This is a genomic window from Rossellomorea sp. y25, from assembly GCF_038049935.1.
Classification (GTDB): domain Bacteria; phylum Bacillota; class Bacilli; order Bacillales; family Bacillaceae_B; genus Rossellomorea.
Genome location: NZ_CP145886.1, coordinates 68216 through 91069, shown reverse-complemented (window position 1 = coordinate 91069; position 22854 = coordinate 68216). Strand labels below are relative to the sequence as shown.

General features: G+C 41.5%; 19 protein-coding genes and 2 tRNA genes. 2 read left to right on the top strand and 19 right to left on the bottom strand.

Annotated elements, in window-relative coordinates:
- Positions 1-206 precede the first annotated feature (206 nt).
- From AAEM60_RS00450 to spoIIE, 9 genes are all read right to left on the bottom strand, one after another.
- Complete coding sequence (locus tag AAEM60_RS00450) at positions 207-1088, bottom strand: peptidyl-prolyl cis-trans isomerase (RefSeq protein ID WP_299746293.1); 882 nt, start codon at positions 1086-1088, stop codon at positions 207-209.
- Positions 1089-1113: 25 nt separating this feature from the next.
- Positions 1114-1995 (bottom strand): Hsp33 family molecular chaperone HslO, encoded by an 882-nt coding sequence (gene hslO, locus AAEM60_RS00445; RefSeq protein WP_299746296.1) that lies wholly within the window; start codon positions 1993-1995, stop codon positions 1114-1116.
- A gap of 20 nt (positions 1996-2015) precedes the next feature.
- Complete coding sequence (locus AAEM60_RS00440) at positions 2016-2783, bottom strand: type III pantothenate kinase (protein WP_341357227.1); 768 nt, start codon at positions 2781-2783, stop codon at positions 2016-2018.
- Between the two features lie 601 nt (positions 2784-3384).
- Positions 3385-5346, bottom strand: a complete 1962-nt coding sequence (gene ftsH, locus AAEM60_RS00435) for an ATP-dependent zinc metalloprotease FtsH (protein ID WP_299746301.1) — start codon at positions 5344-5346, stop codon at positions 3385-3387.
- 103 nt (positions 5347-5449) lie between these two features.
- Positions 5450-5998 carry a hypoxanthine phosphoribosyltransferase gene (gene hpt, locus AAEM60_RS00430; protein WP_224945544.1) on the bottom strand — a complete coding sequence of 183 codons (549 nt, stop codon included), beginning with the start codon at positions 5996-5998 and terminating at the stop codon, positions 5450-5452.
- A 3-nt stretch (positions 5999-6001) separates the two neighbouring features.
- Positions 6002-7408, bottom strand: coding sequence for a tRNA lysidine(34) synthetase TilS (gene tilS / locus AAEM60_RS00425; protein WP_299746307.1), 1407 nt, complete (start codon positions 7406-7408; stop codon positions 6002-6004).
- Positions 7409-7476: 68 nt separating this feature from the next.
- Positions 7477-8484, bottom strand: a complete 1008-nt coding sequence (locus AAEM60_RS00420; RefSeq protein WP_299746445.1) for a serine/threonine-protein kinase — start codon at positions 8482-8484, stop codon at positions 7477-7479.
- Positions 8453-9193, bottom strand: coding sequence for a VWA domain-containing protein (locus AAEM60_RS00415; RefSeq protein ID WP_299746310.1), 741 nt, complete (start codon positions 9191-9193; stop codon positions 8453-8455). Before AAEM60_RS00415 ends, AAEM60_RS00420 begins: the two co-directional genes overlap by 32 nt.
- Before the next feature lie 95 nt (positions 9194-9288).
- Entirely contained in the window at positions 9289-11781 is a 2493-nt protein-coding gene (spoIIE, locus tag AAEM60_RS00410) for a stage II sporulation protein E (protein WP_299746313.1), read from the bottom strand.
- A 288-nt stretch (positions 11782-12069) separates the two neighbouring features.
- On the opposite strand from spoIIE, the gene AAEM60_RS00405 reads away from it, so the two are divergent.
- Both AAEM60_RS00405 and AAEM60_RS00400 read left to right on the top strand, forming a co-directional pair.
- Positions 12070-12146, top strand: a tRNA-Met gene (locus AAEM60_RS00405).
- 8 nt (positions 12147-12154) lie between these two features.
- Positions 12155-12226, top strand: a tRNA-Glu gene (locus tag AAEM60_RS00400).
- A gap of 71 nt (positions 12227-12297) precedes the next feature.
- Here AAEM60_RS00400 and AAEM60_RS00395 read toward each other — a convergent pair.
- The 10 genes from AAEM60_RS00395 to mfd all read right to left on the bottom strand — a co-directional run bounded on the left by AAEM60_RS00395 (position 12298) and on the right by mfd (position 22835).
- Positions 12298-12768 carry a DinB family protein gene (locus AAEM60_RS00395; protein ID WP_299746316.1) on the bottom strand — a complete coding sequence of 157 codons (471 nt, stop codon included), beginning with the start codon at positions 12766-12768 and terminating at the stop codon, positions 12298-12300.
- A 156-nt stretch (positions 12769-12924) separates the two neighbouring features.
- Positions 12925-13353: a S1 domain-containing RNA-binding protein gene (locus tag AAEM60_RS00390; RefSeq protein ID WP_044340617.1), complete on the bottom strand. Its 429-nt coding sequence runs from the start codon at positions 13351-13353 to the stop codon at positions 12925-12927.
- 74 nt (positions 13354-13427) lie between these two features.
- A complete protein-coding gene (locus tag AAEM60_RS00385) occupies positions 13428-13817 on the bottom strand; it encodes a septum formation initiator family protein (RefSeq protein ID WP_299746322.1) in 390 nt (129 codons plus the stop codon).
- Between the two features lie 43 nt (positions 13818-13860).
- Positions 13861-14514 (bottom strand): spore cortex biosynthesis protein YabQ, encoded by a 654-nt coding sequence (gene yabQ, locus AAEM60_RS00380; RefSeq protein WP_299746325.1) that lies wholly within the window; start codon positions 14512-14514, stop codon positions 13861-13863.
- Positions 14511-14813, bottom strand: a complete 303-nt coding sequence (gene yabP / locus AAEM60_RS00375) for a sporulation protein YabP (protein ID WP_044340620.1) — start codon at positions 14811-14813, stop codon at positions 14511-14513. Before yabP ends, yabQ begins: the two co-directional genes overlap by 4 nt.
- Before the next feature lie 86 nt (positions 14814-14899).
- On the bottom strand, positions 14900-15169 hold the full coding sequence (locus AAEM60_RS00370; protein ID WP_044340650.1) for an RNA-binding S4 domain-containing protein: 270 nt from the start codon (positions 15167-15169) through the stop codon (positions 14900-14902).
- 22 nt (positions 15170-15191) lie between these two features.
- Positions 15192-16652, bottom strand: a complete 1461-nt coding sequence (gene mazG / locus AAEM60_RS00365) for a nucleoside triphosphate pyrophosphohydrolase (RefSeq protein WP_341357226.1) — start codon at positions 16650-16652, stop codon at positions 15192-15194.
- A gap of 13 nt (positions 16653-16665) precedes the next feature.
- Positions 16666-18285 (bottom strand): polysaccharide biosynthesis protein, encoded by a 1620-nt coding sequence (locus tag AAEM60_RS00360; RefSeq protein WP_299746331.1) that lies wholly within the window; start codon positions 18283-18285, stop codon positions 16666-16668.
- A 176-nt stretch (positions 18286-18461) separates the two neighbouring features.
- Complete coding sequence (gene spoVT, locus AAEM60_RS00355) at positions 18462-18998, bottom strand: stage V sporulation protein T (RefSeq protein WP_149158188.1); 537 nt, start codon at positions 18996-18998, stop codon at positions 18462-18464.
- Positions 18999-19304: 306 nt separating this feature from the next.
- Complete coding sequence (gene mfd, locus AAEM60_RS00350) at positions 19305-22835, bottom strand: transcription-repair coupling factor (RefSeq protein WP_299746339.1); 3531 nt, start codon at positions 22833-22835, stop codon at positions 19305-19307.
- Positions 22836-22854 lie beyond the last annotated feature (19 nt).

Genomic DNA, 22854 nt, shown 5'->3' with positions numbered 1-22854 from the left:
CCTGGATCGGGGTAAGTGTTGTGCATATTGGATAGGTGTATTATTCAACTTCCCGGTTAATCCCTCGAGCTTTCCAAATGCTTGTAGGACCTGGCCAAATTACCTCCACCCTAGGTTATATGTATGCACATTTCATTTATCCTATGTTACGTTAAAAAGCTTTTCTCTATGTAAAAAGAAGCTGACCTTTAAAAGGCCAGCCCCCTCTAATTCTGTTTTCCGTAAAACCAGTCCACTTCAACCTCTTCCCAAAAGGACTCGGGCTGCAGTGGTGTCTCTACTTGCTCTAAAGCAATTTGTCTCCGAATTTGAGATTTTACGTCTTTGAATGAAAAATGTCTTTCTTTCAAAACATCGTCTACATAATAAATAACGTACTCTGAATCCTCTCGAACCGGTTTTGTCCATTCACCTGGTGAGAGAGGCTCTATTTCTTCTGAGGCTTCTGAAGATAGGAAATCTCCATCCAGAGGAACATACCCGATGTCCCCCCCTAAATGAGCACTTTGCTCATCGATTGAACGCTCCATGGCTAATGCTTCAAAGTCCGAGCCAGCTTCGAGTTCTTCCAATGCTTGAGCTGCTTCTGATTGATCAGCCACCTTCAACTGCTTCAGCTTATACATTTTAGAAATAGAATACAGATGCTCGTTTTGATTATAAAAGCTCTTTAACTCTTTTTCAGGTACTTGGACATCCTTAGTGAGGAGCTCCTCTAATAATAATTCAGATCTGATTTGAGCCTTTAGTGAATCTTCATCTTCAAGATTTTCTTCATCGTAAGCATTATAAACAGACTGTATGAGATAGTATTCCTGCTCTACTTCTTTTTCCGAAACGGAGATATCATATTTCTTCGCTAAATGGTCGATCACTTGCTGATTGATCAGGGCCTTTAGCTCTTCCTTACCATGTTTTTGCTCAAGGGAATACAACCAGTCCTCCCGGGTTACTGACTCTCCACCAACCGTTGCCACTACTTCAGGAGTTCCACTCGCCCCGGAAGAGCGATCCCACACGAGTGTAATGATGTTTGTGACAAGTAGTACCCCAACCAAAACCATGAGTACAGACCGTTTAATTCTCATTTCTCCCATTCTCCCTGGATATGATTTACTGCTTAGCGTTTGCTTTCAGTTCTTCTAATTCTTCTTTAGAAAATACATAGGTTTCGTTACAGAAGTGACAGCTTGCTTCTGCACTTCCATCTTCATCGATCATTTCTTGAATTTCTTGCTCCCCTAAGCTGATGATGGCATTTGAAAAACGTTCTTTATTGCACTGACATTTAAATGCCACAGGAAGCGTTTCAAGTACTTTGACTTCCCCTTTTCCAAGTACTTCTTCTAATACCTCTTCAGGGGTGAGGCCCTTTTCGATTAACTTCGAGATTGGAGGGATTTTTGCTAAGCGCTCTTCAATCTTCGTAATCGTTTCTTCATCCGTTCCCGGCATAAGCTGCAGAATGAACCCGCCTGCTGCAAGGATCGAATTATCAGGGTTCACTAACACACCAACCCCTACAGAAGAAGGTACCTGTTCAGAAGTGACGAAATAATATGTGAAGTCTTCTCCAAGTTCTCCTGAAACAATCGGAACCTGACCAGAGAAATGATCTCTCATGCCTATATCTTTTACAATCGATAATGTTCCTGTTGTACCTACAGCACGACGGACATCAAGCTTCCCGTGCTCGTTTAAATCAAAGTGTACATGTGGGTTGGTCACATATCCCCTGACCTCTCCTTTTGCATTACTGTCCACAAGAATGGCGCCGATCGGGCCTCCACCTTCCACTTTGATCGTTAATTTATTGTCTCCTTTAAGCATAGCCCCCATCATGACTCCGGCACTAATGCTTCTGCCTAATGCTGCTGATGCAGTTGGCCATGTTCCATGTCTTCTTTGTGCTTCTCCTACTGTATCCGTGCTTTTCACTGCATAAGCACGTACCTGGCCATTATAGGCTAACGCTTTTACTAAATAGTCGCTCATGGGTTGAAGCTCCTTTCACTTTAGTTCATGTTTCTCTTGTAGATTAATTTTAATCCATTTAATGTCAGGAAAGGATCTACTACGTCAATGCTGTTGGATTCTTTAGAAATCAATGTCGCTAATCCTCCAGTTGCTATGACCGTTGGTTCCTTCTTACTTTGTGCTTTCATTCTTTGAACGATACCTTCTACTTGTCCAACATATCCATAGAGAATACCTGCTTGCATAGCCGTTACGGTATTCTTTCCAATAATATGTTCAGGACGGGCAATTTCGATCCTTGGCAATTTAGCCGCCTTTGAGTACAGGGCTTCCGTTGAAATACCTATTCCAGGTGCAATCGCTCCACCCATATATTGTCTTTCCTCATTGATATAGCAATACGTCGTCGCTGTACCGAAATCAACAATAATGAGAGGACCACCGTATTCATGAATACCAGCGACAGCATTTACAATTCGATCCGCTCCGACTTCCCTTGGATTTTCATACTTGATATTTAAACCGGTTTTAATACCAGGCCCAACGACGAGCGGAGTAATATTAAAATATTTCTCACACATACGTTCCAAACTAAACATAATTGGAGGAACAACTGAGGAAATAATGATTCCGTCAATCTCGTCAAACGTCAGCTTCACATGCTCGAACAGATTCTTCACAAGCATCCCAAACTCATCTTCCGTTTTATGTCGATTCGTTTCAGCTCTCCAATGATATTTTAAATGGTCATTTTCATATACACCAAATACAATATTGGTATTCCCTACATCCATTACAAAAATCAATATCCTCACCTACTAAGCCAATTGTTTTCACACTGCCAACATCATACCATAATTTATTTAGAATAGGTACAAAAGCGGAACCGGCTTGGTCAGACCCGACAAGCATAAGATGAATGGGCCGGGAAGGCGTTCTTTGCCTTCTTGGACCATTTATCTTATGACCTCGAGGGGCTAGCCGGTGGAGCTAGATGAGACAAAAGCGGAACCGGCTTGGTTAGACCCGACAAGCATAAGGCGAATATGTTTAGCAGGGGGATTCGCTAGCTCCATCTAGTTACGGTTAAATATTCTGTATTTTGCATTTTAGAGCATTATCTTGTAGCAAACACGCATATTGAGCATATAATCCGATTTTGGGTGATGAAATCCAAGAAAAACTCTGCCATAAGGTGCTGTTTCGGGTTACTCGTTGAGAAAATCCGGCCATTTTACGCCATAATCCGGCCGTTTTAATCGAAAATCCGGCCGAAACAGGAAATAATCCAGCCGTTTTACAATCCTTTCCAAAACAACATATTAACCAATCATGAATCGTCCTGCAGTGGAAGCCAATCTACCACAACAAAAAGGATGCACCCATTACTGGATGCATCCCCTCTATTTACGTACGATCAGAGTTAGAATCGTCTTCTTTTGAAGCTGTATCTTCCTCGATCACCGTTTCTTCATTTTTCTTTTGGATATTTACTTTCACGTCGCTGTTATCCTGATCGGATTCATACGTACGTTCCGGTAATTTACCATGATCCATTAAATGCTTGATTTGCGCTGCATCCAATGTTTCAATGTCTAATAATGTTTTCGCAATGAGTTCAAGCTTGTCGCGATTTTCAGTAAGAATTCGCTTCGCTCTCTCATAGCTTTCTTTAATTAGACGCTGCATTTCTAAGTCGATTTCGTAAGCGATGGCATCTGAATAATTTTGCTCACTATTGATGTCGCGTCCCAAGAACACTTGACCGCCTTGAGATTGACCAAACTGAAGCGGTCCAAGCTTATCACTCATACCATATTCAGTGACCATTTTACGGGCAATTCCAGTTGCACGTTGGAAGTCATTATGGGCACCAGTTGAGACATCACCGAAGATGATTTCCTCTGCTACACGACCACCAAGTAAACCGGTAATCTTATCAAGAAGCTCAGGCTTCGTCATAAAGTAACGATCTTCTTTCGGAAGCATAACGGCATATCCGCCTGCTTGCCCACGAGGAACGATGGTCACCTTATGTACCATATCTGCTTCATCAAGGACTAATCCAATAACGGTATGACCCGCTTCGTGGAATGCCACGATTTTACGTTCTTTTTCAGATATGACGCGGCTCTTCTTCGCAGGACCGGCAATGACACGGTCTGTTGCTTCATCAATATCGCGCATATCGATTTTCTTCTTATCCTCACGGGCTGCCACAAGTGCTGCTTCGTTTAGAAGGTTTTCTAAATCAGCTCCAGAGAAACCTGGTGTTCTCATGGCAATTGCTTTTAAATCGACAGATTCATCAAGCGGTTTATTATGTGCATGAACTTTAAGAACCGCTTCACGTCCTTTAAGGTCAGGACGATCAACTGTAATCTGACGGTCGAAACGACCTGGACGTAACAATGCAGGATCCAGAATGTCTGGTCGGTTTGTTGCAGCGACGATGATGATACCTTCGTTAGCGCCAAAACCATCCATTTCGACTAGTAACTGGTTAAGGGTTTGTTCACGCTCATCGTGACCTCCACCTAAACCTGCTCCACGTTGACGACCGACTGCATCAATTTCATCAATGAAAATGATACAAGGTGCATTCTTCTTTGCATTTTCGAATAAATCACGTACACGAGATGCTCCGACACCGACAAACATTTCAACGAAGTCGGAACCACTGATTGAGAAGAAAGGAACTCCTGCTTCTCCAGCCACTGCTCGCGCAAGTAAGGTTTTACCTGTACCTGGAGGTCCCACTAGAAGGACACCCTTTGGAATACGGGCACCCACTTCAGAGAATTTGCGTGGATCCTTTAAGAATTCCACTACCTCTACAAGTTCTTGCTTCTCTTCATCTGCTCCCGCTACATCTTTAAAGCGGACTTTCTTCTTCTCTTCGCTGTATAGCTTTGCTTTACTTTTCCCAAAGTTCATGACACGGCTGCCGCCGCCTTGAGCTTGGTTAAGTAAGAAGAAGAACAGAATAAAGATAATGACAAATGGAATGATCGTCGTAAAGAAAGATACCCAGCCGCTTGTTTCTTTGGCTTGTAATACTTCCACATCAATTCCTTGCTCTGATGCTGCCGTATTGATCTTCTCCATTAACTTTCCATCTGTGGTAAGGACATAGGTTAAGAAGTACTCTCCTTCTTTAGCCCCTTCCATCTGTCCTTTCACTTCATAAACGCCTCTGCCAGGCTGAATTGAAAAAGAAGAAACGTCTCCCTCTTCAAGGTTATTAATAAACGTACTGTACTCGATATTTTTGGTTGGCTCGTTGTTATTACTGAAATAACTCACCACACCTATAATCACTAAAAAGACTAGTAAATAGAATATGGTGTTTCGAAAGATCCGGTTCATCCCTTACCTCCTCCCACGGGTAAACAAACTAAGTAAAATAGTATCATAGAAAATCATGGCATTACAACAAATTGCACTTACAAGATTCCTCTTTAGAATATACTTATTCTCCTGTTGTATACACTCTTGGTTTTAAAACACCGATATACGGTAGATTACGGTATCTTTCTGCGTAATCCAGGCCATACCCGACAACGAATTCGTCAGGAACAATAAAGCCTACATAGTCCGCTTTGATATCTGCTTTGCGTCCAGATGGCTTGTCAAGAAGCGTGACAATGCTGATGGATTTTGCTTTGCGATAACGGAATAGTTCCACTAAGTAGCTTAGTGTTAAACCACTGTCGATAATATCTTCAATGATCAGGATATCCCGTCCTTCCACTTTCGTGTCTAAATCTTTCACAATCTTTACTTCTCCTGAAGAGACAGTAGAGTTTCCGTAGCTGGATACATCCATGAAGTCCATTTCCATATGTGTATCCATACGTTTACAAAGGTCCGCCATGAATGGCATCGCGCCTTTTAAAACTCCAATTGCCAAAGGAAATCGATCTTGATACTCCTCTGTTAATTGTGCACCTAATGCTTTAATCTTTTCTTGAAGTTCTTCTTCTGAAATTAACACTTTCTCAATATCTTGATTTAACAATGTTCAACTGCCTCCTAGAAGATGATTGCTCTTAAATTGTAGTACTAAACTATTTTCTTGCTCTTCTCCCAAATCGTAAATAGACTTTTTCATTCCCGGTACCCAAAGTATGTGATTATCTGCGTCCACTACAATAGGCCATCCGTCACGGAGGTGTACAGGAACTTTTTCGTCAATAAAGAGTGTCTTAAGCTTCTTTGAGCCTTCCAAACCCTTCACTTTCATTCGATCTCCGCTCTTTCTCGTACGCACATATAAAGGTAGAGTGACCTCGTCCGGATCCAGGTAGATCCTATCGCCGGTAAGATCCTCTGCTAACGAGGAAGAACAATGGAGACGGAACTGATATCCACCTTTAAGTTCAAGCGTTTCATTCACCTGTATCCCGTAACAATAAGGAGATTCGGTTAACGCTAATTCTCCAAAGTGAAAATAACATGTATGATACGCCCTTGTTACCTTAAGCCCTTTCGGTAAATCCAGGCTGGCATTAGGCGTTTTTCCTTTTAATATACCCAATACATCGTAAATATGTATAGACGATAAGGAAGATGGTCTAAGTTTGTAAAGATAGTTTAATATTAGATTAATCCCTCTTCTTTGTAAAGGCTGAGCCATTGCAAGAAAACCTTCGATATTTAAAGATGAGAAATCTCCAGTGTTATTCCATACCTTATTCAACTTATTCCTTGTTAATTCCTCTAAAAATGCCTCATCTTCTTCCAATTCTTCACTAAATCGTTGGAATTGAAGATGAACATGAGGGTTTTCATTCTTTAAGAACGGCAGAACCTTTTTTCGGAATCGGTTCCTCGTATAATCTTCCTTCTGATTGCTGGGATCCCTCCTCGGAGAAAGGTCGTATCTCTCACAATAGCCTTCGATTTCCTTCTTGGTGATCGAGAGGAAGGGCCGGATTATCTCTCCTGTAGAAAAAGGGCGCTTGAATGGAATTCCCGCTCTGCCGGCTCCCGACGCTCCCCTTGTCATCTTCATTAAGATGGTTTCTACCTGATCATCCCCATGGTGACCGAGGGCCAATTTGGTAGCTGATACATCTTCCATTACATTCCCCAAGAATTCATAACGAATGTGTCGGGCCTTTTCCTGTAGGCTTCCATTCATCTTCTCCATTTCAGTTGACACATCCATTCGTTCACCGTAAAAAGGGATGTGTCGACTTCTGCAGAATCCTTCTACGAACAAAAGCTCTTGATAGGACTCTTCTCCTCGAAACATATGATCAAGATGAGCAGCGATCACTTCTACTCCCCACTCATTACGGTTCGCATCGAGAAAATGGAGAAGCGCTAAGGAATCAGGGCCTCCAGACACAGCCACAACAATTCGATCTCCCTCTTCAATAAGCCCATGATCGTGAATAAACTCTTTTGTAGTATGTTCTAACATAACGCTTCCTCTTCCTAAAACCATTTTCCCCATTGTATCAATATCTGCTGAAATCTCACACTCTTAAGCTACATCAATTCTCCATAAATATACAAAACATATAATAACGAAACAATCATCACCACGAGCACAGTCTCAAGAAAGTGACTTGACTTTTTATTTCGGTGATTTTGATATCTGCTTGTATGCGAAGGTGATGAACTTACATGAGAATTTGTTGGAACAGGTCTTTTGACTTTAGGTTTCGGTTTGGGCTGCTGTACTGGTTGAGAGTGAGAAAGTCCATTCAGGAGGCTGACTCTCATATCACTTGCAGATTGAAATTTTCCTTCCAACGCATCCAGAATCGACCCTTCAAACTTCTTCAATTGATCTTTGGAACCTATCGCTTCCCTTAATTGTTGCATATTCCCGTTTCCTGACTTGGTGAAACGCCCAGGGTAGGCTAAATTAATGAGGATCATACCTACAGAGAAAAGATCATATGAAGGTTCCGCTCTCCGTGAACCTCCTACCCAATATCCTCTATCAAAAAACTCCGTAAACTCTTTGATTGCCCGTCCATTGATAGTCGTTCCCCCAACATCAATACAGCGAATTCGGTAAGGAGGGCCTGTGACGATCAAGTTTTCAGGTTTTAAATCCCCAAAGACCCACCCTTCCTTATGAATTCGCTCTAGGTCTGTCAGGAGTTGAGCAATGAGTACACCTGCCCACGAAAATCCTTTCGATTGAACAAATGACAGCAAGTCAGTACCTTGAATATATTCCATCACGTAATAATGTATTTTCTGTCCCCGATACTCCCAATCGTCCACATCAAGAAGCTTTGGCCCAAGGGGAGCACCTTGGACCTTTGAGAAAGACTTTAAAACATTGACTTCAGAGGTAATAGATACATTACTGTCACTCATCTTTAATGCCTGGTATCCTGACGATCCTTGTACAAGGTACACAATACCGTTCGCACCATACCCTAATTCTTTTACAATGGTGTAGATGTGCTTATACCACTTTCCTCTTATAACTGTTCCAGGGGGAAAATCAAATGGTTTCTTCGAAGTATTGTTCATCATCGCCACGAGTGAGCAATCCCCTTAATGAACGTTTTTTCTTAAAGTGTGTGATAGCTTCTGAGATCGCTGGACCTGTTGGAGTAATTCCACCTGGAGACAATTTAGAGAATATACTCGTTAATGTTTCAAGTTTCGGTGTCCAATCTAGCAATTTTTCGACATCTTGTCGTTTCCCGGGAAATACAAAGACGGAAAATTTATTATCACCCATTCTAGCATTCAGGCTTAATGAAAGGTCTAATAGAGCTTCCTTAACCGTGGGAAGCTTATGTTTCATACTTGCAGACGTATCGACAAGAATCAACACTTCCATATCAACTGACTCCCCTAATTCGTCGACAACCTCCATGACCTCTCCACGTTGTTCTGGAGGAAGCTCCTCCATGGATGCGGATTTACCGAGGATTTGTTTCAGCTCTTTATTCACAACCCCCTGCAAGGTTTGTGTCATCGCTTTACGTGTAACCATTTGCACGGTTTGAGAAAGTTGTTGAGCATATACAATCTGACTTACTCCACCCCCTGATAGAGCAATTCCTTCAATTTCCTGCATTCCGTTATCATCTATCACATCATTATCCATGACACCAATTACGTTAACTGAAATTCCTTGCTCCTTCGCAAGGGCCGCCATCGCAATTGGATCTTCCCCTTGATTCGAACAACCATCCGTAATTAATAGAATTTGACGAAGTGTACCTGGCTTCATCAGACTCCCCTCCTCATTCTAAAGTTGTTATCATCTTCGCCGAGTGAGGAGGAAATTATACTCTAGTTAACTATTTTTCAAGGGAAATATTCGTCCTACGAAATCCTTTTTTTATCTTTCGTTTTCGGTTTTTGCACAGGGATAGAGGACCATTTCGGTATATTATGTTTGATTTTCGAAACCACAATTGTCATATCGTCTTCTATTAATCCGGAGCTCGACCTGATCACTTCCTCCATTAGAATATCGGCCACTTCTTGTGGTTCCTCGGTTTCAAGTTCCTTTATTTTCCTCTTCATCCAGAGGTCATAATTTTCTACATGTTTCGGGCCTTCAAAGGCGCCATCACTCATCATAATGAGAAGGTCTCCTGCTTTTAACTGCTCAGACACGACATCCACATCGAAATCCTGCTGAAGCATCCCCATTGGTAAATTGCTTGCCTCTACCTTTATGATTTTATCTCCCCGCTTAATGAAACTCGGGGTTGAACCGATTTTCAAGAACCTCGATGACGCATTCTGCAGATCGATCATGGCTAAATCCAATGTAGAGAAAATTTCATCATTCGTTCTTAGAGATAGAATCGAGTTGATGGATTTGATCGCCACCTGTTCTTCAATCCCGGATTCCAGTATTTTTTTCAAAAGTCTCAGGGTTTCATTACTTTCATAGTGAGCCCGTTCTCCATTTCCCATTCCGTCACTAATCGCAACAGCATATTTCCCCCTTCCTAATTCAATCATCGAGTAGCTGTCTCCTGATACCAGCCCTCCCCCTTTCGCTGCATGAGAAGCTCCGGTATCCACTACAAATTTCTTGGCAGATTGGAAGGTCACATGACATTGACCGTTCGGAAATTGAGCACACTCCTCCTTTTGAACAATGATATTTTCACCTAAAATATCCGATAACATCGGGGCAATCAGCTTTTCACCCTCTCCATGTCCCCCGCAATAAGGCATGGTCATATCTATATCAACATTCCCCTGTTCCAGGTTATAGATTTCAATGCTTTCAATCTCGATTCCAAACTCTCCGATACTCGATAAGATTTGTTCTTCCTGAATATGATGATTCTCCCTCTCTCTTTGAATTTCTTTTGCGAAGTTCCCCATTACCTCGGATACTCCCAGTAATTGATCAGCGACCAGCTTCCTGCTTTCCTGGACCTGCTTCTTTAATTTTAAATTGGCTTGATAGAAGGTCAACTCCTGATAAATCGTCTCTTTCAGCTTTTTCTCTCTCGTACAATGCTTCTCTACTTCTCTAGCAAGTTTTTGTGACAAGGGGACACGTCCCTGATCATACTCGGTCATCACATCTTTCATCAGATTATAGGTTTTATCAAAATTCCGAGCCCAGCATTGATCTTTCTTAAAACAGGTTTGACACGTTTTCTCTGTCACATTGCTTAAGAAATAATCGAACTCTTTATCTTCCTCCTCTTCAAATCGGTCTTCTATTTGTTGAAAACTATTGGACAAAGCTTGAAACACCGAGGAAAACTGCGTGACCCTGTTAGCGGTCACATCTCTCACCCTTCGCATGTATCCCTGTTGTTCCTGCTGGTATTCGGCAGTCCCAGGAATATGCTTGGCAATTTTAGACGTTAAACTTTGAGGGGTTAAAAATAAGAGTAAAATCGCTACCCCCGATTCATATAAGGTTTTCGTTATGACCGTATCTGTTTCTCCGTACATCCCCATTAGTAAAGTAGCGATTAACAAACCGATTGCTGCTCCGAATTTCTTTCCTTCTTTCATAAGTCCGCCCAGAAGCCCCGAGAAAGCAAGCAAGCTCATTTGATAAAAGCTGGAAACGTTCGCTAAACTGAAAACAAGCCCAGTGACAACCCCTACTGTGGAGCCCACTGTAGCCCCTGCTATAAAGGAAAACAGCAGCACTAAGTATCTTGATAACACATGTTCCACAGACAGATTATATACAGACCATCCGATCGTACCTGTCATAATAGATGCTAATAGAATGATCAGACTGACCACTTCTTCTGTTTTCAGCGACTTCCTTCTACGCTGAACGGTTACAAGGGGCACACTTTGAATGAAAATATACGTTAACAGAAAAGCAAGGCTCGCTTCTATCAAAGCCATTACTCCGTTGTAAACCGTCAGGGCTTGTCCTTGCTGGATATAATCGAATGAAAGCTTCGCTGCCATGACAGTGAAGAAGACATAAAAAGCGACGACTCTCAAATTGTTCTTGTGATATTTCTGTGATAATCGAAACGCTAATAGGAATATTATCGCACTGACAAACGTATAACTGATACTAGGAAGAGATAAGGTAAGAGCTCCTGCAAGCAATCCGATTAGTGCAATGGGAGATTTTTCTCTTCGGATAATGTAAACAGCGGCAAAGAACGGTAATGCAAACGGCGTTAAGTGGGAAAGGATTAACGCTCTCCCCAATAAAAATCCGATAACGAATAAGGCGATCCCCTTTTCTACGAATAGCCACGAAAGCTTCGAATAAATAGACTTAATTCCCTTGGATAGCTCCACCCTAGTGTGTTCAATGTCCACGTTCTGAACTGGTTCGATGATCGACTGATCGGCTTTCCCCATGTATGAAACACTCCCCATTTCTTTTTTGTTCAGTATAAATGGTACAAGCTTAAAACTTTGTCAAAATGAGGGAATACACACCAAGAAAGTTTCGACGACTTTCTATGGATTCCGGTAAAATATTCAGAATATTCTCGTCTCATTCACTATCCCTTACTGCTTTTTTCGTCTTAAACGCTTATGCAACTAGACTTAAGGGAATTTTGACAAATTCTTTACGAGAGTATATTGACAAGATAATTCTTTCTATGTATCATAGATTTTGTGCCTAAAAGGTGCATACAATATGGCGGTGTAGCTCAGCTGGCTAGAGCGTACGGTTCATACCCGTGAGGTCGGGGGTTCGATCCCCTCCGCCGCTACCATATTTTGAGGCCCGTTGGTCAAGCGGTTAAGACACCGCCCTTTCACGGCGGTAACACGGGTTCGAATCCCGTACGGGTCATAGTAAAAAAAGACTATCAGTTATGATAGTCTTTTTTTTATATTCAAGTTCTTTTCGTATGAATGTGCAAATCAGGCTTTTTCGGCAGACACCACTTCTTCAACTTGCTCCTGGTGATGTTTATCATGACCGATAAAATCTTCAAAAAACTCTTCAAGTGTAAAGCTTTGATCTCCTACAGAGAACGAAAGTTGTAAATCATCATCTGATAAGCTATTTACATAAGCTATAATTGAATCGCGTGTTTTGATACCCTCTTCAATCAAAGCTTCCTTATTGACCACGTCATGCGCATATTTTTCAGCTTCTCCATTAAAACGTTGAAAATCCGGAAAGGGAGACAGCTGCGCTCCTTCTGAAATATTTGGAAGAAGCTCTTCTAAGGAATATTGGTCCCATTTGATCATGTGAGAAACATTTGCAGCAATCGACCATTTGCTTTCCTCCATTGGCTGAAACCACTCGTTATCATTTATCTTTTTCAATTCATTAAGCCACAGCTTAAACGATTCATGATGATCGATTATCTGTTCTTTTTTCATAATGGCTGCCTCCATAAAGTTAGTTAAGACTATATTAATTCGATGGGGGCATGTCATTTTCCTGTCTCCACAATATAAAAAAAACAGGCACACTCATCATAATGAGTATGCCTGTTTTCCGTTCACAACCTGCTATATGAGTTAATAGACAGCAAGTTAACCTTTTTTCGCCCCTCTTCCACCACGACGAGACTCAGTATTCTTCTTTAAAGATGATAAACGATCCTCACTGTCTTTCAAGAAACGTGCCATCTTTTGTTCGAAACTCTCTTTAGTGCGTGTGTCGTTCTGTTTGTTATTATTACTACGCGGGCGTTGAGGACGCTGAGGGCGCTGCGGGCGTTGTGGTTGCTCTTTCGCTTTTCGGATGGACAAACCGATCTTTCCATCTTTCTCAACATTAATAACCTTAACCGTTACTTCGTCGCCAACTTTAAGGTGCTCGTTAATATCCTTAACATAGTTGTCTGCAACTTCACTAATGTGAACTAAACCTGTTGAACCTTCCGATAATTCCACGAACGCTCCAAAATTTGTAATACCTGTTACCTTACCCTGTAACTTGCTGCCTACTTCGATTGACATAAAAGAAATGCTCCTCCTTAAAATGATAAAAGATAAACCTTATTATATATTATAGCCAATTAAAAAAAAGAGTGTCAATAAGACACCTCTTCTTCTTTCTCTTTATCTGGTTCAGGTATGTTGAAAATAATCTCACCATCATCTGATAAAAAGTAATCCCGGCGCGCCAGTTTGGCTATATATTCATCGTCGTTAAGCTTCACAATCTCTTCTTCCAACGCGGTTTGCTTATCTTTAAGATGTTCTAACTTTTTTTCTAATTGTGCTTTTTCAGTACGTTTATCTTCTAAAACTTGGGCTCTGGAAATGAGAGTCGAAACTAAAAATCCACTAATTGCCAAAACTAAAACAAAAAAAACTGCTAATCGACGGACCAAACGCTTTTTTCTCTTAGAAGACGATTTATGCATATGCTCCTGATGACGGACATATTCATTTTCCATTGGTGTCACGTTTTTTCTCATTCCCAAACCTCCTTTACAATATGGAGTGGCAAAGCCGTAAGCCCTATTCTTTATCTTTAGGTTTCTTGTTAAACTTTTCTACCACTCTATATACTTTTTTGATATACGCTTTAAAAATCCCTGCCAGTTTATTATATAACTTCTCGACTCTTTTTGTAAGATTTTTCGGCAATAAATTCCAAATACCCTTTAATATCCACCATATTGGAGCAGTTACGAGCTTAATCGCCCAATGCAATACCCTCCAGATCACCTTTAAAAGGAAGATTATGACGGATAAGAGCCCTTTTCCTACAGATAAAACCATTGTAATGAGAAGCACGATTATCCATTTTATCGGTGAATAGATTAATTTTTTCACCATTTGCACAGCAAAATTATAAAGGGAGATAAAAAATAAGATCAGTCGTTCCAAAAAGGCAAGATAAAACTGCTTGATGAGAGCTTGATAACCAGCAAAGCCACACAGCAAAGCAATGAAAATATAAAATCGAATCTCACCAAAATTGACGACAAATAAAATGTAAAAGATAGACAGGGCTTGTAATATCCAAAACATAATGTCGTTTAGGAATACAAGCCACCGTTTTCTTTCTGACCGGTTTAAGAAACGATTGTAAGTATCCAATGTCGCACCAAATAAAGCTCCCATACCGATCATGGAAAGCATGGTATAGAACTGGATTGAGAGTGTCATCGAAACAGCTTGCTAAAGAAGCCTTTAGCCTTCTCCCCATTTTGTTCATCCAGGTAAACGAGATCAAACACCTTTCCTTTAATGGAGACAATGCCTTTGTCCACGTCTAAATTTTTCATTTGAAGATTTTGGCCTCTGACAGACAAAAAGCCCATCACGGTTTCGAGGAGAAACTCTTCATTATCGAAGCTTTCCACTTGTTTAACACCCGTGATATCAAGAAGCTTGCGGCCTCTCATCATAACGTCATGCTCTTGAAAAGTGGTTTTATCTTTGTTCCCATCATAATATTGATTCATATCCATCCCTCACATTCCCATAGTACAAGCTTTGTAACTATGTTTATGTTTTCGGGAGGAAAATAGAACCTCTGACTATGTAATCCTTACTCCGTTTCTTCTTGAACTCTTTCTTCTGAAAGAACGGAATAAAGTCCACTCGCTTCTTCTTTTTTGGTCGTTTCAAGTAGCCTTTCTATCTTTACCCTCATAATCTTTTGACCAAACCTCACGCTTAATTCGTCTCCGACTTTCACGTTAGAGCTCGCTTTTGCTTGCAGTCCATTCACTGTTATACGGCCCTGATCGGCAATTTCTTTCGCCATCGTTCTTCTTTTTATCAGTCTTGATACTTTTAAAAATTTATCTAATCTCATGGATACCATTATACATTTCCCCTTATTCGATATTCATCTTTTTGGCTTCGTTCCAAAATTGGTCTAATTCTTCTAGTGTAAATTCATCGAAGCTCTTCCCCGTTTTCAAAACCTGCTCTTCCACATAAGAGAAGCGGCGATAAAATTTAGTATTGGTCATAGCCAGGGCTTCCTCTGGAAATATCTTATAGAATCTGGCCACATTGATCAGCGCGAATAAAATATCTCCAAATTCTTTTTTGATATGGTTTTCACTATTATTCTCGACCTCGTTTTCAAATTCCTTTAATTCTTCCCATACTTTTTCCCAGGCACCTTGTGGTTCTGGCCAATCAAATCCTACTTTTGCGGCTTTTTTCTGGTATTCGTATGCCTTCATGAGAGCCGGCATTCCTTTGGCAACGTTCTTAAGCATCGGTTCATGTTCATCCGACTTTTCTTGCTTCTTGATTTCATCCCAGTTCGCTTTCACTTGTTCCGTATTTTCTACTTGAACCGAACCGAATACATGAGGGTGTCTTCGGACCATTTTGGAAGCAAGACTTTCAATCACTTCCTCCATCGTGAACATTCCTTCATCCTCACCTATTTGGGCATGAAGCATGACCTGGAGCAGGACATCCCCCAGTTCTTCAATCATATGCTCAATATCCTCTTCTTCAATGGCTTCCAGTAATTCGTACGTTTCTTCGAGTAAGTATTTCTTGAGGGAATGATGAGTTTGCTCTTTATCCCACGGACACCCATCAGGTCCCCTTAGTGTCGAAATGATTTCTCTTAATGTAGTATATTGCTTATAAGTAGATTCCATTTCTTTCACTGCCGGGACATATAAGCTTGTTACATTACTGAGGTGGGCCACACGATCAAGTTCCACCAGCGGGATTCTTTCCACCTTCTCTTCCTTGCTGCCAGCCGCTGTCACGAGCATCACTTCATAATCATACGGATAGAGTTCCATCAAGGTAATCTTCACCTCAGAAGCAACGAAAGCATCATACACCTGTCCGATAATCAGCTGTTGATTCATATGTATATCGTGAAGCTTTAAGCTGGTACCGTCCAATAGCTGAAAGCCATCTATGGGATCCGCTCCGACTGAAGCGAACAAAGCATCAATGAAGCTCTGCCCCCCGCCGATCGACACCTGGATCTTCCCTTCTTTCTGTAGGTCAAGAAGCATTTGAACAGCTTTTTCAGCCACTAAGGGATGACCCGGAACGGCATAGACGAGTGGATGCTGTTCAGATTCCCTAACCAACTCACGTACAATTTCTTCATACACGTGGTCGAATTGTTCATGCTTTTCATATACAGCATCGAAGGATTGAAACTCGACTCCTTCAGCTGTTAAATCCTTTACGACTGGATGCTCCTTCGTACGTAAATATAGATGAGAGCTACTCTTTATTAATCGGTATACTCCTAAAGGGAGTTGTTCGATATCTCCTGCACCTAAACCCACAATTGTTATTGTATGCATATTGATCTCCTCGCTACTTTTTATTCATTGGTTGTGCTTTATTCATCAACCAAACCCATTTACTCCCAAATGGCAAGAAACTGATTTCTTCTCTTGTGAGGACATTCCCTCTTAAAAATACGATCAGAAAGATCATGCCACCGATACAAACCCCTCCTAAAGAAAAGAGGACGGAAAGCTCCCGTTCAGGCATTCCTTTGTCTAAAAGTGTATCATAAATCCGCAATAACACCTGTAACCCGATGGTCATGGATCCACCGCTAAGAAGTAATGTTTTGTAGAAAGAAAAGGGGAAAAACCGAATAGGGAATAACCTTCTTAGCTTCCCGATCATCATTCCGGCAATAACAGTTAAAGAAGCAACAGTCGCGATGGACGCCCCCATGATCCCCATGACAGGAACGAGATAGGCGTTGCCGATATATTTTAAAAGAATGCCCATCATAATACAGAACGCAGGAAAATAGATTTTTCCGATTCCTTGGAAAATACCTGCAAACGTAAGAATAAGACAGCTAAAGAAAATCGATACACAAAAAACGGCTATGACCTTTGAGCCGAGGGCATTTTCAAATAACATCGTATTGGTGGGAACCATGATATTAATGATTCCCAATGTTGCAGCAAATCCGATGGTAATGCTAATTTTAAGGGATAGCTGACTGTACTCCCTCACTAAATCATCTTTCTGTTTCAGATAGGCACTTGTCACCAATGGGACAATGGTCAGGGAAATGGAGGTCGCCACTACAGTACCCAGCTGGACAAAGGGTTGTCCCCGGTCATAAATCCCTTTCCAGGTTTTCGCCGTTTCCGCTTCCATACCTGATGAGGTTAAGAGGGAATATACATTCAAGGAATCAACAAACTGAAGAAGGACCAGCAGCATGGCACTTACACAAATGGCGGTTCCATTCTTTAACAATCGTGACCAAATATATAAGTAATCTTCTGGCAATCTAAGGGATTTACGTGAAAACAGCTTCTCCTTCCGTGCAGACACAAAGAAAAGTAAAACCAGCAAGCCTCCAAGACCACCGGTTATCGAACCGAATAGCGCTCCGTTCCCTGTGATATACAGGGAATATCCTTGAGATATCAATATCGTGGAAAAAACAAGAATTGTCGTCACTCTTATCGTCTGCTCCGTCACCTGCGAAACGGCGGTTGGCACCATATCTTCTCTTCCTTGATAGTATCCCCTCATAACAGAAAGGGGAGCTAACAATAGAAAGGATAAAGAAATGACTTGAATCAACGGTTTAAGGAGTGGATCTCCCATCCAATCGGCAATGACCCCCGCACCAAAGTAAACGAGAAGAAACCAGCTTATTCCAACAAGACATAGAAACAGGAAGGAGGTGACAACTATATTCTTCGCCCCTTCTTCATCTTCATATTCTAATTTCTCGGCTACTAACTTCGAGATGATCACAGGGAATCCATAGGTGGATAATGCAATGGCAATTCCGTAAAAGGGATACACCTGCTGATAGATATAAAAACCAATATCACCAACAATATTTTGAAACGGCACTCGATATACAGCACTTAATATCTTCGTCACTAGTGCGGCAACCGTTAATACCATTGCCCCCTTCAAAAATTGATTGGAGGAGTATTTCTTACTCAACCAGTTTTCCTGCCTTTCTGTACCACTTTTTCAATGCTCTGAAGTGTCTGATCAGACAGAGAAAAAATCATTTATGTACTGGTCATTTTACCATAAAGAGCTGTCTGTTTTCTCCACTAGCATCGTTTAACAGCCCAAAACAAAAAAGAAGAGCGGCTATGTGCCACTCCTTAAGGTTATTGCTCCATTTGTCTTGCTAAAAAGCCAGCTGCCGTTTCTACTGCCTTTTGTTCCACTTCGCCTACTGTACGTTCCTTCGAGAAGATCGCAACGGCACCAATCGGGTCACCATTTGCGACAATCGGGGCAATCGTATAGGAAGCAAGATCCTCACCGTGTCCATCGACAAGTTCAGCTTGTCCTTGTTGAGTGTGTAATAGAGACGTACGGTCATCCATTACTTTCTCAACCAGTTCACTGATGTTCTTATTTAAATATTCTTTCTTTGAAGCGCCGGAGATTGCGATTACAGCATCTCGATCGCAAATTAAAACAGCACTTCCAAGGCTGTCGTATAATGCTTCGCCGTATTCCTTAGCAAAGTCACCAAGTTCACTGATTGGGGAGTATTTCTTTAAGATGACTTCTCCGTCACGATCAACGAAGATTTCCAGGGGATCTCCCTCGCGAATCCTTAATGTTCTACGAATTTCTTTCGGAATGACGACACGCCCTAAATCATCAATACGACGAACAATACCAGTTGCTTTCATCTATAGTTGCCTCACTTTCATCAGATGATTTTTATTTGGCAATGTACCAACTTGTTATTGAATACTTTACCATTGTTGAGTTTAGTATCTTACAACTTAGAAGTTCTATACACATTCAGTTATTTTTTCTGTAATTTCACTAAAATTCTAATGCAGGTATCTTTTTCCATTGTTGGCAGCTGCATAAATACTAATACCCTTATCATAGTAAAGTAAAACAATCAGCGCGTTTACATTTTGGTTACAGTATTATAACGAAGGTAAGAATTTCCGTTTTTCATCTGATGAATGAGGCTGCTATCAATTTTATGCGTTTTCTTCTACTTTCAATGCTTCATCTAAGTGCTTAATGATGTCATAAGCCATATTAAACCACTTGGATGCTTCTAAGCGTGTGGTATTGATGGATATTTTAAGCTTAGAGCCTTCCATTCCTAGTCCAACAGCCCGGCCGTGTTTATTGCATAAGTTAAAGACCTTGGAACCATCGATCTGTGCCGTTCCTTCTGGCGACATGAAGATGTTCACTGATTTCTTATCCTGCTTAATGGATTCAAGCTTTGTATTTTTAGCGTATATTTTCATTTCAGAGATTAAGAATAGATAGCCGACTTCCTTTGGGTACTCCCCGAATCGGTCAAGGATCTCTTCTTCCAGCTCTTCGATTTCCGGAAGAGAAGAAAGAGAACGGAATCGTTTATACATTTCAATCTTCTGATGACCATCTTTAATATAATCATCCGGAATATAGGCGTCAATTTCGATATCCACTTCAAAGGTCGACTCCGGCTGCTTCGGCAGATCTCCCTTTCGTTCCTCGATCGCTTCTTTCAGCATTTGAGAGTACAAATCAAATCCGACAGAATCAATAAATCCGTGCTGTTGGGCTCCCAGGAGATTCCCTGCTCCACGGATCGTCAGGTCGCGCATGGCAATTTTAAACCCTGAACCGAGCTCAGTAAATTCTTTTATTGCCTGCAATCGTTTTTCGGCGACTTCCGTCAGCACTTTATCCTTACGATAGGTGAAGTAGGCATAGGCCACCCTGTTCGATCGTCCTACCCGTCCCCTTAATTGATAGAGCTGAGATAAGCCCATTCGATCGGCATCAAAGACAATTAATGTGTTCACATTCGGGATATCAACTCCCGTTTCAATGATTGTCGTTGTGACCAACACATCGTATTCTCCAGCAAGGAAGCTTAAGATAACCGCTTCCAGCTCGTTTTCACTCATTTGACCGTGTGCGTAGGCAATTCTCGCATCTGGTACGAGCATGGAGATTTCGTCAGCTTTCCTTTCAATATCTTCCACTCGGTTGTAGAGGAAATACACCTGACCGTTACGGGCCATTTCTCTTTCAATGGCTTCTTTGATTAAGGCACCGTTGTATTCCATCACATATGTCTGAACAGGGAAGCGATTCTCTGGCGGTGTTTCAATAACAGATAGATCCCTTACTCCAAGCATCGACATATGGAGCGTCCGCGGGATTGGGGTAGCCGTTAAGGTCAATACATCAATGTTTGTTTTTAATTGCTTAATTTTTTCTTTATGCGTAACTCCGAATCGCTGTTCTTCATCGATGATCAACAAACCTATGTCACGATATTGAATATCCTTAGACAGTAGACGGTGAGTCCCCACTACAATATCAACCGTACCATTCTTAAGCCCCTTCGTCGTTTCCTGCTGCTGTTTTCGTGTCCTGAAACGGCTTAACAACCCGATCTCAACCGGAAAGTCCTGAAAACGCTCTTTAATCGTCTCATAATGCTGCTGAGCAAGGATTGTGGTCGGTACAAGAATGGCGACCTGCTTTCCATCGGCAATGGCTTTGAAGGCCGCACGGATGGCCACCTCTGTTTTCCCATAGCCTACGTCTCCACATAGTAAGCGGTCCATCGGACGTTCTCTTTCCATGTCGTGCTTGATCTCACTAATAGAACGCAGTTGATCGTCTGTTTCCTCGTAAGGGAAGGCTATTTCGAACTCTCGTTGCATATCCCCATCAGGAGAAAAAGCATAGCCTTTTGCCGCTTCACGTTCCGCATAGAGTTTGATCAGATCATCGGCTATATCTTGAACAGAAGACTGTACCTTCGATTTAACCTTTTTCCATTCGCTGCCACCTAATTTGTATAGCTTGGGATCCTTATTTTCTGAAGCTACATATTTTTGAACGAGCTCAATTTGATCGACGGGAACATAGAGTTTGTCATTCCCCTGATACTTCACATGCAGGTAATCTTTATGAACCCCGTTGATTTCTAATGTTTCAATCCCCAGGAATTTACCGATCCCGTGATTCACATGAACAACATGGTCGCCAACCTTCAGCTCAGAATAACTTTTGATGCGCTCAGCATTTGAAAGCTTTTGTCTTCTTGGCTTCTTTTGGGTCCTTTTATTAAACAGCTCTTCTTCCGTAATGACAGCAAGCTTCTGAAGTGGAAGCTCAAATCCGCTCGTCAGGCTTCCGTTAATCATTTGAATCGTTCCGGGTAATAGCTTATCTCCATCTTCCACGAAGGCGATTTCAATTTTATAATCGTCCAGCACCCGTTGAAGCTTCTTCACCCGTTCTTCATCGGGGCCTAGTAAAACAACGGTATATTTTCCTTTTTTCCAGCGGTCCAATTCAGCCTTCAACACATTCATTTGCCCATGGAAATTTTGCATGGGCTTTGTGGAAACATTAAAGATATTCTGTGGGCTTGTGTTGGGAATATGACGCAGGAACAACGAAAAATACACCTTTGGAAGCTTCGTCGTACTAATCAACTTGGAAAAGGCATGGGATACTGGTACGTCATGGATGATCTGTCCCTCTTGTAATAAAGAGGTATACCACTCGGCTTCCTCTTTCTCAAGAGACTCACTCATTTCTTGTACCCGACTGAATTCGTCAAAGAAAATGACCCCGTCCTGAGGTAAATAATCTAGCAAACTACTAGGATTTTCATATGCCAGCGATAAGTACTTGAAAATCTGCTCGGGGACCTGGCCATTTTCAAGCTGATCCATCTCATGTCCTATGTACTCTGTTAACTTCTCCTTTACAGCAGCTGCTTTGACTTTCTTTAAACTAGAAGAAAGTCCAGCTTCAATTTCACGAATCAGTCTTTCGATATTCTCATATTTCAATAAGACCTCTGTTGCAGGACCTATTTCCATGGAATCCAGTTTATCAATCGATCGCTGATCCTCTACAGAAAATAAGCGTATAGAATCAATTTCTGTGTCAAATAACTCGATCCGGACAGGATTTTGGGACGTTAAAGGGAACACATCGACGATTCCTCCCCGAAGGCTGAATTCCCCAGGTGTACTGACCATTCCCGTCCGCTGATAACCCATTTGGACCAATTGATTTAACATTTCATCCAAGTCGATATCTTCCCCCGTTGTAAAACGAATTTGATTCGTTTCCCACATTGATTTCGGAGGAAGGATTTTTCTTAACCCTGCGACAGGAACAATGTAGACACCTTGATGATTCTGGGATAGCTTGTTTAATACTTCGATTCGTTGAGCTCTCAGTTCCGGACTAGCTACGCTTAATTCCGCTGCGATTAATTCATTGGCAGAATATAAATATACTTCATCATCGGATAAAAATTGAATGAGATCGTCATAGATTTTCTGCGCTTGAAACAAATTATGGGTAACCACTATGGTGGATTTCTTTGTTTGTAAATACACATCCGCTATATAGGCTGTTCGAGATGAGCCTGACAATCCTGCTACAAGTTGTTCTGATAATTGTTCTTCCACTCCAGTGATGATGGACTGGATTTCTTCACTTTGATGAACCTGTTTTAGAATACCTTTCAAGTGTACGCTCCTCCCCTAC

What these genes read in the sequence shown, in the direction of transcription:
- AAEM60_RS00390 (WP_044340617.1), bottom strand. Translation starts at nt 13,353, where the DNA reads ATGTCAATCGAAGTAGGCAGCAAGTTACAGGGTAAGGTAACAGGTATT.
- hslO (WP_299746296.1), bottom strand. Translation starts at nt 1,995, where the DNA reads ATGAGCGACTATTTAGTAAAAGCGTTAGCCTATAATGGCCAGGTACGT.
- AAEM60_RS00415 (WP_299746310.1), bottom strand. Translation starts at nt 9,193, where the DNA reads ATGAAGCCAGGTACACTTCGTCAAATTCTATTAATTACGGATGGTTGT.
- yabP (WP_044340620.1), bottom strand. Translation starts at nt 14,813, where the DNA reads ATGAATCAATATTATGATGGGAACAAAGATAAAACCACTTTTCAAGAG.
- AAEM60_RS00385 (WP_299746322.1), bottom strand. Translation starts at nt 13,817, where the DNA reads ATGAGAAAAAACGTGACACCAATGGAAAATGAATATGTCCGTCATCAG.
- AAEM60_RS00450 (WP_299746293.1), bottom strand. Translation starts at nt 1,088, where the DNA reads ATGAGAATTAAACGGTCTGTACTCATGGTTTTGGTTGGGGTACTACTT.
- tilS (WP_299746307.1), bottom strand. Translation starts at nt 7,408, where the DNA reads ATGTTAGAACATACTACAAAAGAGTTTATTCACGATCATGGGCTTATT.
- mazG (WP_341357226.1), bottom strand. Translation starts at nt 16,652, where the DNA reads ATGCATACAATAACAATTGTGGGTTTAGGTGCAGGAGATATCGAACAA.
- yabQ (WP_299746325.1), bottom strand. Translation starts at nt 14,514, where the DNA reads ATGACACTCTCAATCCAGTTCTATACCATGCTTTCCATGATCGGTATG.
- spoIIE (WP_299746313.1), bottom strand. Translation starts at nt 11,781, where the DNA reads ATGGGGAAAGCCGATCAGTCGATCATCGAACCAGTTCAGAACGTGGAC.
- AAEM60_RS00420 (WP_299746445.1), bottom strand. Translation starts at nt 8,484, where the DNA reads ATGATGAACAATACTTCGAAGAAACCATTTGATTTTCCCCCTGGAACA.
- ftsH (WP_299746301.1), bottom strand. Translation starts at nt 5,346, where the DNA reads ATGAACCGGATCTTTCGAAACACCATATTCTATTTACTAGTCTTTTTA.
- AAEM60_RS00395 (WP_299746316.1), bottom strand. Translation starts at nt 12,768, where the DNA reads ATGAAAAAAGAACAGATAATCGATCATCATGAATCGTTTAAGCTGTGG.
- spoVT (WP_149158188.1), bottom strand. Translation starts at nt 18,998, where the DNA reads ATGAAAGCAACTGGTATTGTTCGTCGTATTGATGATTTAGGGCGTGTC.
- AAEM60_RS00370 (WP_044340650.1), bottom strand. Translation starts at nt 15,169, where the DNA reads ATGAGATTAGATAAATTTTTAAAAGTATCAAGACTGATAAAAAGAAGA.